The 10,229-nt window shown below is 63.4% G+C and carries 9 protein-coding genes; 6 read left to right on the top strand and 3 right to left on the bottom strand.

What is annotated here, in order from left to right:
* The first annotated feature begins 1 nt into the window (after nt 1).
* The 3 genes from AC4FWB_RS11845 to AC4FWB_RS11835 are packed head-to-tail and all read left to right on the top strand — an operon-like array spanning nt 2 to nt 5,444.
* On the top strand, nt 2–3,157 hold the full coding sequence (locus AC4FWB_RS11845) for an efflux RND transporter permease subunit (protein WP_491026489.1): 3,156 nt from the start codon (nt 2–4) through the stop codon (nt 3,155–3,157).
* An 11-nt stretch (nt 3,158–3,168) separates the two neighbouring features.
* On the top strand, nt 3,169–4,704 hold the full coding sequence (locus AC4FWB_RS11840; protein ID WP_491026192.1) for an efflux transporter outer membrane subunit: 1,536 nt from the start codon (nt 3,169–3,171) through the stop codon (nt 4,702–4,704).
* A 53-nt stretch (nt 4,705–4,757) separates the two neighbouring features.
* The gene (locus AC4FWB_RS11835) at nt 4,758–5,444 is read left to right on the top strand and encodes an aspartyl/asparaginyl beta-hydroxylase domain-containing protein (protein WP_491026191.1); all 687 of its coding nucleotides are present in this window, start codon (nt 4,758–4,760) and stop codon (nt 5,442–5,444) included.
* A gap of 2 nt (nt 5,445–5,446) precedes the next feature.
* On the opposite strand, the gene AC4FWB_RS11830 is transcribed toward AC4FWB_RS11835, so the two are convergent.
* The 3 genes from AC4FWB_RS11830 to AC4FWB_RS11820 form a co-directional block, all read right to left on the bottom strand.
* Nucleotides 5,447–5,752, bottom strand: a complete 306-nt coding sequence (locus tag AC4FWB_RS11830; RefSeq protein ID WP_491026190.1) for a DUF982 domain-containing protein — start codon at nt 5,750–5,752, stop codon at nt 5,447–5,449.
* Nucleotides 5,753–5,970: 218 nt separating this feature from the next.
* On the bottom strand, nt 5,971–6,207 hold the full coding sequence (locus AC4FWB_RS11825) for a hypothetical protein (protein ID WP_491026189.1): 237 nt from the start codon (nt 6,205–6,207) through the stop codon (nt 5,971–5,973).
* Nucleotides 6,208–6,320: 113 nt separating this feature from the next.
* Nucleotides 6,321–6,716, bottom strand: a complete 396-nt coding sequence (locus AC4FWB_RS11820; protein ID WP_491026188.1) for a hypothetical protein — start codon at nt 6,714–6,716, stop codon at nt 6,321–6,323.
* 219 nt (nt 6,717–6,935) lie between these two features.
* On the opposite strand from AC4FWB_RS11820, the gene map reads away from it, so the two are divergent.
* The 3 genes from map to AC4FWB_RS11805 all read left to right on the top strand — a co-directional run.
* The gene (gene map, locus AC4FWB_RS11815; RefSeq protein ID WP_491026187.1) at nt 6,936–7,763 is read left to right on the top strand and encodes a type I methionyl aminopeptidase; all 828 of its coding nucleotides are present in this window, start codon (nt 6,936–6,938) and stop codon (nt 7,761–7,763) included.
* Between the two features lie 139 nt (nt 7,764–7,902).
* Nucleotides 7,903–8,664, top strand: coding sequence for a RadC family protein (gene radC, locus AC4FWB_RS11810; RefSeq protein ID WP_491026186.1), 762 nt, complete (start codon nt 7,903–7,905; stop codon nt 8,662–8,664).
* A 322-nt stretch (nt 8,665–8,986) separates the two neighbouring features.
* A partial coding sequence (locus AC4FWB_RS11805; RefSeq protein WP_491026184.1) for an immunoglobulin-like domain-containing protein occupies nt 8,987–10,229 on the top strand: 1,243 nt, incomplete at its 3' end.

Here is a 10,229-nt window from a genome sequence, read left to right as displayed (position 1 = left end):
GATGTCGACCTTCTTCATCAACCGCCCGATCTTTGCCTGGGTGATCGCCATCGTGATCATGCTGGGCGGCCTGCTCGCGCTGCGGTCGCTACCGATCTCGCAATATCCGCAGATCGCCCCCACCACGGTCAACATCAGCGCGAACTACCCCGGCGCCGACGCCCAGACGGTGGAGAACTCGGTGACCAAGGTCATCGAGCAGGGCATGACCGGCATCGACAATCTCGACTATATGACGGCGACCTCGACATCGACCGGTTCGGCCTCGATCACGCTGACCTTCACCAGCGCCGCCAATCCCGACACCGCCCAGGTGCAGACCCAGAACAAGCTGCAGCTCGTGCAGTCGCAGCTGCCGCAGGTCGTCCAGAGCAACGGCATCACCGTCTCCAAATCCTCGACCGGCTTCCTGATGGTCATCGGCTTCGTCTCCGGCGACGGCAAGATGAACTCGACCGACCTCGCCGACTATGTCGACAGCACGGTCAACGACACGCTGAAGCGCGTCGAGGGCGTCGGCTCGACGCAGCTCTTCGGCTCCGGCTATGCCATGCGCATCTGGCTCGATCCCGACAAGCTCGCCCAATATGCGTTGATGCCGAGCGACGTGGCGACCGCCATCGAGGCGCAGAACACGCAGGTCTCCGCCGGCCAGCTCGGCGGCCTGCCGGCGCGCAAGGGGCAGCAGCTCAACGCCACGGTGACGGCAAAAAGCCGGCTGCAGACCGCCGAGCAGTTCCGCAGCATCATCCTGAAGAGCAACACCGACGGCTCGCTGGTTCGGCTGAACGACGTCGCCAAGGTCGAGATCGGCGCCGAAAGCTACACCACTGCGGCCTTTTACAACGGCAAGCCGGCAGCCGGCGTCGCCGTCAATCTGGCGACCGGCGCCAACGCCATCAGCACCGCCGAGGCGGTGCGCGCGACGATCGATCGGCTCAGCTCGACCTTCCCGCAAGGGGTCGAGGTCGTCTACCCATACGACACCTCGCCCTTCGTGCGCCTGTCGATCGAGGAAGTGGTCAAGACGCTGGCCGAAGCGATCGTGCTGGTTTTCCTGGTGATGCTGCTCTTCCTGCAGAACCTGCGCGCCACCATCATCCCGACCATCGCCGTGCCGGTGGTGCTGCTCGGCACCTTCGGCGTACTCTCCTTCTTCGGCTACTCGATCAACACGCTGACCATGTTCGCCATGGTGCTCGCTATCGGCCTGCTCGTCGACGACGCCATCGTCGTGGTCGAGAATGTCGAGCGCGTGATGCAGGAGGAAGGCCTGCTGCCGAAAGAGGCGACGCGCAAATCGATGAACGAGATCACCGGCGCCTTGATCGGCATCGCCACCGTGCTTTCGGCCGTGTTCGTGCCGATGGCTTTCTTCGGCGGCTCCACAGGCATCATCTACCGGCAGTTCTCGGTGACCATCGTCTCGGCCATGGTGCTTTCCGTGCTGGTCGCGCTGGTGCTGACGCCGGCGCTCTGCGCCACGATCCTGCGGCCGCCCAGGGATCACGCCACGCAGAGAGGTCCGTTCGGCTGGTTCAACCGCGCCTTCGACCGCGGCGCGACGGCCTATCGCGGCGGCTCGCACGGCATCATCAACCGCGGCAAGCGCTTCCTCGTCGTTTTCCTGGCCATCGTCATCGCCATGGGCTGGATGTTTGCCAGGCTGCCAAGCTCGTTCCTGCCGGAAGAAGACCAGGGCATCCTGATCACCAGCGTGCAGCTGCCGACGGGCGCGACGCAGGACCGGACCGAGCGCGTGCTCGCCAAGGTGACCGATCACTATCTGAACGAGGAGAAGGACGCTGTCGAAGGGGTCTTCACGGCTTCCGGCTTCGGCTTCGGCGGGGCCGGTCAGAATGTCGGCATCGCCTTCGTCCGGCTGAAGGATTTCGACAAGCGCACGTCACCGGCGCTCGCCGCGCAAGCGGTCGCCGGCCGCGCGATGGGCGCTTTTTCCAAGATCAGGGATGCGCAGGTCTTTGCGCTCGCACCTCCCGCCATCCAGGGTTTCGGCAACACCAGCGGTTTCGACTTCTACCTGCAGGACGTCAACGGCGCCGGCCATGAGGCGCTCATCCAGACGCGCAACCAGCTGCTGGGTCTCGCTGCGCAAAGCAAGCTGCTCGCCAACACCCGCCCCAACGGCCAGGAGGATCAGCCGCAATTCTCGGTCGATATCGACCAGGAAAAGGCGAGCGCCCTCGGCGTCGGCCTTGCCGACATCAACAACACGCTTTCCACCGCCTGGGGCAGCGACTACGTCAACGACTTCATCGATCGCGGCCGGGTGAAGCCGGTCTATCTGCAGTCGGATCCGGACTTCCGCATGCAGCCGGAAGACCTGGATAAATGGCAGGTCCGCAATTCCGGCGGCGCCATGGTGCCGTTCTCGGCCTTCGCCTCCAGCCACTGGACATACGGCTCGCCCCGGCTCGAGCGCTACAACGGTTCGGCGGCGGTCGAGATCCAGGGCGCGGCGGCCGCCGGCCAGAGTTCAGGCGCCGCGATGGACGAGATCGACAGGCTGGTCGCGCAACTGCCTGCCGGCTACTCGCACGAGTGGACAGGGCTGTCGCATCAGGAGCGGCTTTCCGGCAATCAGGCGATGTCGCTGTATTTGATTTCGGCGCTTGTCGTCTTCCTCTGCCTCGCCGCGCTCTACGAGAGCTGGTCGATCCCGTTCGCGGTCATGCTGGCGGTGCCGATCGGCATCTTCGGCGCGCTGGCGGCGGCGAGCCTGTTCGGGCAGACCAACGACGTCTATTTCAAGGTCGGCCTGCTGACCACGATCGGTCTCGCCTCGAAAAACGCCATCCTCATCGTCGAGTTCGCCATCGAGCGGCAGGCGGCCGGAATGGGGCTGGTCGAGGCGACGCTGGAAGCGGCGCGACAACGGTTACGGCCAATCCTGATGACGTCGCTGGCCTTCATTCTCGGCGTCACGCCACTGGCGATCGCCAGCGGCGCGGGCTCGGGAGCGCAGAACTCCGTCGGCATCGGCGTGATGGGCGGCATGATCGCGGCAACCGCGATCGGCGTGTTCCTGGTGCCGCTGCTCTTCGTCACGGTGCGCAGGATCTTCAAGGGTAAGGCCGCCAAGCAGGATTCCGGGCAGGATACGGGCGGGGCGCCAGCCACAGCCACTCAGCAATAAGGGTTTCAGTTATGACAGGTTTCGAACGCGGTCAGCGGACCGCGAAGGGGCTCTTTTTGCCCATTTTTGCCGCCGCCCTGCTCTCCGGATGCGTCGTCGGCCCCGACTATCGGACGCCCTTGTTGGCCGTGCCGGCGACCTGGAGCGGCCAGAAGGTGACGAAACCGGCGAAGCCGGCGCAGCTGTCGAAATGGTGGCTGAAGCTGAGCGATCCCGCGCTCAACGCGCTCATCGAGGACGCCGTTGCCGGCAATCTGGATGTGGCGACGGCCAAGGCCAAGATCCGCGAGGCGCGCGCGAGCTACCGCCAGTCCGCGGGGACGCTGTTTCCGTCCGCCGACGGTTCGGCTTCCGCCACGCGCAACAAGACCGCCGCGACCACGTCAGGTGGTGTCGGCAGCGAAACCTACGACCAGTATCAGGCAGGTTTCGACGCCAGTTGGGAGCTCGACCTCTTCGGCGCCAATCGCAGGAGTGTCGAGGCCGCCCGCTACGGATTGGACGCTTCCGAGGAAAACCTCCGTTCAACCCTTTTGACCTTGATCGGCGATGTCGCCTCCAATTACGTCCAGGCACGCGGTTACCAGACCCGCATCGCGCTTGCCCGGCGCTCGGCCGCATCGCAAAGGCAGACCGCCGAACTCACCCGCACGATGGCTCTGGCCGGCACGGCGACTGCTGCCGATGTCGCCAAGGCCATGGGACAGGCAAGCAGCACGGAAGCCGACGTTCCGACCCTCGAAGCGGGTTATGCCGAAGCGGTGCATCGCCTTTCGGTGCTGACCGGGCGGCCGCCGGCCGCTTTGACCAACCGATTGAAGCGCCCCACATCGATCCCGACGCCGCGCCTGCCGGTCCCGACCGGCATTCCGGCCGACATTCTGCTGACCCGCCCGGATGTGCGCATGGCCGAACGGCAATATGCTCAGTACACCGCCAAGATCGGCCAGGCCGAGGCGGCGCGCTATCCGAGCGTCAGTCTGACGGGAGACATCAGCACGACCGCCCTGAAACTTGGCGATCTCGGCAGGAATTCCACCATCGGCTGGTCTTTCGGCCCGACGCTCAGCGTGCCGCTGTTCAACGCCGGCCAGTTGCAGGCCGCCGTCGACATCGCCAAAGCCCAGCGCGACCAATATTTCATTGCCTACAAGGCCGCCGTGCTGACGGCGCTGGAGGATTTGGAGAACGCGACGGTCTCGCTGTCGCAGGAGCGCATCAGAAACGGCAAGCTCGCCTCTTCCGCGAAATCCTATGGCGACGCCGCCCGGCTCGAAAGAACGCTCTACAAGGCCGGCGAGACAAGCCTTCTCGACGTGCTGGATGCGGAGCGATCGCTTTATTCGGCCGAAGACACGTTGCTGCAGAGCCGGGTGTCGATCGCCACCGATTACATCGCTCTCAGCAAGGCGCTCGGCGGCGGCTGGGACGGCACGATCGAGAGCGCCAAGCCTGAAGTCGTCGATGTCGGCGCAGGCCCGCGGCTGGCATCAAGCACGCAGTCACACGAAGCCGAGCGTCTATGGCGTCGGAACAAATCTCCGTGAGCAATAGCTGAAAGCAATCGTCCACTATACTATAATCTGGTCGAGGCAATGCGATGTCGAACGTCTACGATCTTGGAACCGATCTGGTACGTCGTATCTATGAAAAGCGCATAGATGCGCCCGCGATTCTTGATATCAGCACGCATTTTCCCAACGCAGTGAAGTTCGCAGCTGCCTGGCAGAGCATTCGTGACGAGGCGCTGTCGGTGCAGCTGAACCGGGTGCCGCGTTTCCACGACATCATGCCCGAGCAGGCCGGGATTTCGGCCAATGACGGCCTCGATTGGCGCATGTTCGTGCTCAAGGCCTACGACATGGCGATCCCGAAAAACCTGGCGCGGATGCCTACCCTCAGCCGGCTGCTGTCAGAATGCCCGGAGGTCAAATCGGCGGCTGTCTCGTTCCTGGCGCCGCGCAAGCACATCCCTGCCCATCGCGGCCCCTTTCGCGGCATCATGAGATTTCATCTCGGCCTGGTCATCCCGAAACAGCCTGACGGCCGCCCGGCGACCATCATGATGATCAACCATGAGGAAAAGCGGATCGCGGACGGCGAGTGCATGCTGTGGGACGACACGTTCGAGCACGAGGTCATGAACAATGCCGATCAGGCGCGCATCGCCTTGCTGCTCGATGTGTGGCGTCCGGAGATGCCGCTGGACATGGAAATCCTCTCGCGCCTGATCGTCCGCGGCGTGCAGGTCGGAATGCACTACAGGGGTGTGTCTTTTGGAGGTTGAGGCTAGGCACGCGCCTCGCGAAACCCTCTTGCGTTGCCGCCGCGCTTGACCGGCAGCATCATATCCCTGGCAAGCAGACCGCTGACGCGGCAGAAGGCCATGAATGCCCGGCAGGCTTCCTCGGTGCCCGCCACATCGACCGTTGCGCCGAAGCAGGCGTTGAAGGCGGCGTCATAGACCTTGCCCTGCCGGCGCTTCGGCCAGTCCTGCAGGAAGTCGAGCGCCTGTTCGACGCTGTAGATTTCCTCGACCGGCAGGCCAGGCGCGGGCGCGATGCGCACCGGCACCTCGAATTGCAGTCTGTCCATTCCCTGTCTCCCGAACCGGCGCGGTTGGAGCAACGCCATTCGTTCTGAAAAGTTGCTTTCGGGGTCTTCTGGCCCAGGAATGTGACCTCAGTGCGGTGCGCGGATCCACCATCGGTGCGGCAGATCGGCGCTTGGTCACATCGTTCATCGAATCCTCTTGGTGTGACAGGGCGATGCAACCGGCATCGCTCGTCACAAGTATCCGCATGCCAGTCATTCTACTGGTTCGCCGGATCGGTCTCCGCCTCATAGGCCATGCGTGAGACCACCATCAGCAGATAGGCGGACGGTCCGGCGAAGATGACGGCGAGCACGATCGCCGCCGTCCCCTCCATGCGAAGCGTTGCGGCGACCGCCCAGTAGACCGTGCCAATGCAGATGATTGCCTGGACGGCCAAGAACGAGGCTGCCGAGGCGGCGCGCGTAAGAGTTTTGAATGTCTTGATGCGTTGCATCGAGAAATGTCCGAACTGGCGCGCCACGCAACCGGCGGACGGCCGATAGCCGTCGCCGGATCGCGGCGCGAAGGAATGTTTGGGTGTGAAGCTGCGGTCGGCGACCGCCGGGCTCAGGCTGCGGGTGGCGCCCGAGGCTGATTGGCGTGCGAGAGCGGCGCGGCCGCAAAGGCAGGCACGATGCTCGGCTGCGCCGGCAAAGCCTGGCCAGCAACAAGGAAATCGGATGCTGGGGCGAGAGCACCGGGATTGCCGCTGACGAGCTTTATGGGCAGCGGCCGCCCGGCGCGGACCTCGACCGCCTGCGCCTTGCCGCTGACCCTCAGCAGGGCAAGCGTTTCGCCCTGCCGCGTTGCGCTGATGCTGGCGCCGCCCGAGGCCGTGGCTGTCGAGGCGGAGATTTCAGCCTGGGCGAAGCCCAGCAGCGCAAGCACGAGCAGCGCCATCAGGGCCGAGCATGCGGTCCTTAATGGCAGCAGCGTCGATCTGGCGCGTTCCGATGCCGTCAACGGCATAAATCTCCCATATCCAGACCCGCCCTAACCCATGGGGTGGCGAAAGGAAAGCTTGGCAGTGAGCCCTGACGCGCCAACCTTGCGCCAGCAAATATTCCCGGCGGCGGCCGGTCGAGGGCACTTCGTCCTTGAACCTTGCGGCATCCAGTGCCAAATCTGGAGAAAATTTTCCGCATCGGCTCGCATCAGGAGCCAACCCAAAAACGGACAAGAATGGTTACCTATCTCGACGCCGCAACGGCCCCTTTGAGAAACACAGGCCAGATCCGCCTTTATGGCGAGGAAGGCTTTGCCGGCATGCGCAAGGCCTGCGACCTCACCGCGCGCTGCCTCGACGAGCTGGTGCCGATGGTGAAGCCCGGCGTCACCACAGAGACCATCGACCGCTTCGTCTTCGAGTTCGGCATGGACCACAACGCCCTGCCGGCGACCCTCAACTATCGCGGCTACACCAAATCGTCCTGCACCTCGATCAACCACGTCGTCTGCCACGGCATCCCCGACAACAAGCCGCTGAAGGACGGCGACATCGTCAACATCGACGTCACCTACATCCTCGACGGCTGGCATGGCGATTCCTCGCGCATGTATCCTGTCGGCACCATAAAGCGCGCCGCCGAACGCCTGCTCGAAGTAACCTATGAATGCCTGATGCGCGGCATTGCCGCCATCAAGCCGGGCGCCCGCACCGGCGCTATCGGCGCGGCGATTCAGACCTATGCCGAAGCCGAGCGCTGCTCTGTGGTGCGCGACTTCTGCGGCCACGGCGTCGGCCAGCTCTTCCATGACGCGCCGAACATCCTGCATTACGGCATCGCCAACGAGGGCGTCGAGATGCGGCCCGGCATGATTTTTACCATCGAGCCGATGATCAATCTCGGCCGCCCGCATGTGAAGGTGCTGTCGGACGGCTGGACCGCGGTGACGCGCGACCGTTCGCTCTCGGCGCAGTACGAGCATACGATCGGCGTCACCGATACCGGCTGCGAGATCTTCACGCTGTCGCCGAAAAAGCTCGACCGGCCCGGCCTGCCGGCTTAGAGCAGTTTCACCGTTTCGCGGCAACGCCGAACTGCCCTACTTCTTGTTTTGACGCAATTCCGAACGGAAACCGCTTCACACTTTTCCTGGAATTGCTTTAGTCTTTCGGCCGGAAGCCTTCTGGGGGAATAGGCAGGCTATGGGGAAAGTCGACGACGAGCGGGCCTTCTTTTCAGAAGCCTGGACCGAACCGCCGCAGACATCACAGAAAAAGGCCGTAGCAGCCGAAAAGCCGCATTATCACGGCCACCGCGACCGCCTGCGCGAGCGTTTCGTTGCGGGCGGCGCAGATGCCCTGCCCGACTATGAACTGCTCGAGCTGCTGCTTTTCCGTCTGATCCCGCGCGTCGACACCAAGCCGATCGCCAAGGCGCTGATCGCCCGCTTCGGCTCGCTGGCCGAAGTGCTCGGCGCGCCGGCGTCCCTGCTCGAGGAAGTGAAAGGCATCGGCCCGGCGGTGGCGACCGATCTCAAGGTCATCGCCGCCACCGCGCAGCGCATGGCGCGCGGCGAGGTGCGCGGGCGCGAGGTGCTGTCCAACTGGACGCAGCTTCTCGACTATTGCCGCTCCGCCATGGCCTTCGAGGCCCGCGAGCAGTTCCGCATCCTGTTCCTCGACAAGAAGAACGGGCTGATCGCCGACGAGGTGCAGCAGACGGGCACCGTCGACCACACGCCGGTCTATCCGCGCGAGGTGGTCAAGCGGGCGCTTGAACTCTCGGCCAGCGCCATCATCCTGGTGCACAACCATCCGTCCGGCGATCCGACGCCCTCGCGCGCCGACATCGAGATGACCAAGCAGATCGTCGATACGGCGAAGCCCCTCGGCATCGCCGTGCACGACCACATCATCATCGGCCGCAAGGGCAACGCCTCGATGAAGGGCCTGCTGCTGATCTAGAGCAATTCCAGGAAAAGTGCGCAGCGGTTCTCCGTCCGGAATTGCGTAAAAACAAAGAGTTAGAGCAGTTCAGCGATTCTATCAAACGCTGAACTGCTCTAAGCCCGCCTCGGCACGGGTTTTCTGCCGCCGTCAAGATCAATACCTGACACGCTGTTAAGGTTAACCATGATCGGACGGATTTATGGTTTCCAAGCAGTAAATGCTAATATAGTATTTGAATCAGGGTATGCTGGTCCCGCTATCGCGGCGACGAGGGGGTCACGCCAGCTAGAAACATATTTTGGGGCACGAGTGTGCAAGCGCTCGGAAGGGGGGATTCATGTCTGTCGGCGATATCAAAGTCTTCACGATCAGCCAGAATGGCTTCGTGCTGTCGGTCCAGGCCATCGATCTGGGCAGTGGTAAAACGGAGTTCGTCATTACTTCGGTTCAGGGCACAGGAGACCTGAATGCGATTTGGTGGTCCGATGGCGATTCCACGGTCGATGGCAATATCACCCTTACGAAGTCGGACAGTTCGCTCAACATGAACGGCACCGGAATCGTGTGGGATGGCTATGACTACCTTTCCAGCGCGGGCCTCGGAAAGCTTGGGGAGACCAAGTCCACATTCATCAGCCAAGGCGAGACGCTGACCTATACGGCCAGCGTGAATTTGGCCGACATCAGCACCCTTGGCATCCGCGCGACGAGCGTCAACGGCGGCGACAGCATCAAGGGCGTCGACACCAGCGCGGACCACACCTACACCGCGCCCACCGTCTCGATCGGCGATACCTCCGTCACGGAGGGCGGCAATGCCCAGTTCACCATCAGCCTGAGCAATGCCTATGCTTATGACATCAAGGTCTACTATGGCACCGGCGACGGCACGGCAACGGCCGGTTCCGACTATACGGGTACCAGCGGGTATGTGATCATTCCGGCTGGCCAGACCACAGCCACGGTCTCCGTGCAGACGATTGATGACTACTACAAGGAGGCAAACGAGACTTTCAACGTCACGGTCAGTGGTGCGACAACAAATGTTCTCGGGTCCAACATCAACCTAGGCATTACCGACGGCAATGGCGTCGGCACAATCACCGACGACAAGGACACCACCACCATCACGCTCAGCGCCCCGGGGGCGGTGGACGAAGGCGGGTCGATCACGGTAACGGCCAGCGTCGACCACCCGCCGCAGGGGGACCTCGCCATCACGCTGTCGAACGGCCAGACCATCACCATCCTGAGCGGCCAGACCAGCGGTCAGGTGACCTTCGCGGCGCCGGGCGAGGATCCTTACAAGGACGCCAGCACGCTGAGCCTCAGCATCAATTCGACAACCGGCGGCAACTACGAGAAGCTCGATACGACCGCCACCGCCAGCGTCGCGGTCCACGACACCATCGACACCACCGCCATCACGCTGGACGACGTCAGCGTCAACGAGGGCGCCGGCACGGCGACGATCACCGCCCATGTCGCCAACGCCGTCACCGGCTCGGATCTGGTGATCAACCTCGACAACGGCGCCAGCGTCACCATCGCGGTCGGCCAGACCAGCGGCGTCTCCACCG

It is taken from the genome of Mesorhizobium sp. LEGMi-168a (genome assembly GCF_058312955.1).
The sequence above is the reverse complement of the archived record's forward strand: the minus strand, read 5'-3'. Positions and strand labels throughout refer to the sequence as shown.

Excerpts from the sequence above, each read along its gene's own strand:
- AC4FWB_RS11825 (WP_491026189.1), bottom strand. The coding sequence starts at position 6,207 with ATGCAACGCATCAAGACATTCAAAACTCTTACGCGCGCCGCCTCGGCA.
- AC4FWB_RS11840 (WP_491026192.1), top strand. The coding sequence starts at position 3,169 with ATGACAGGTTTCGAACGCGGTCAGCGGACCGCGAAGGGGCTCTTTTTG.
- AC4FWB_RS11830 (WP_491026190.1), bottom strand. The coding sequence starts at position 5,752 with ATGGACAGACTGCAATTCGAGGTGCCGGTGCGCATCGCGCCCGCGCCT.
- AC4FWB_RS11845 (WP_491026489.1), top strand. The coding sequence starts at position 2 with ATGTCGACCTTCTTCATCAACCGCCCGATCTTTGCCTGGGTGATCGCC.
- radC (WP_491026186.1), top strand. The coding sequence starts at position 7,903 with ATGGGGAAAGTCGACGACGAGCGGGCCTTCTTTTCAGAAGCCTGGACC.
- AC4FWB_RS11835 (WP_491026191.1), top strand. The coding sequence starts at position 4,758 with ATGTCGAACGTCTACGATCTTGGAACCGATCTGGTACGTCGTATCTAT.
- map (WP_491026187.1), top strand. The coding sequence starts at position 6,936 with ATGGTTACCTATCTCGACGCCGCAACGGCCCCTTTGAGAAACACAGGC.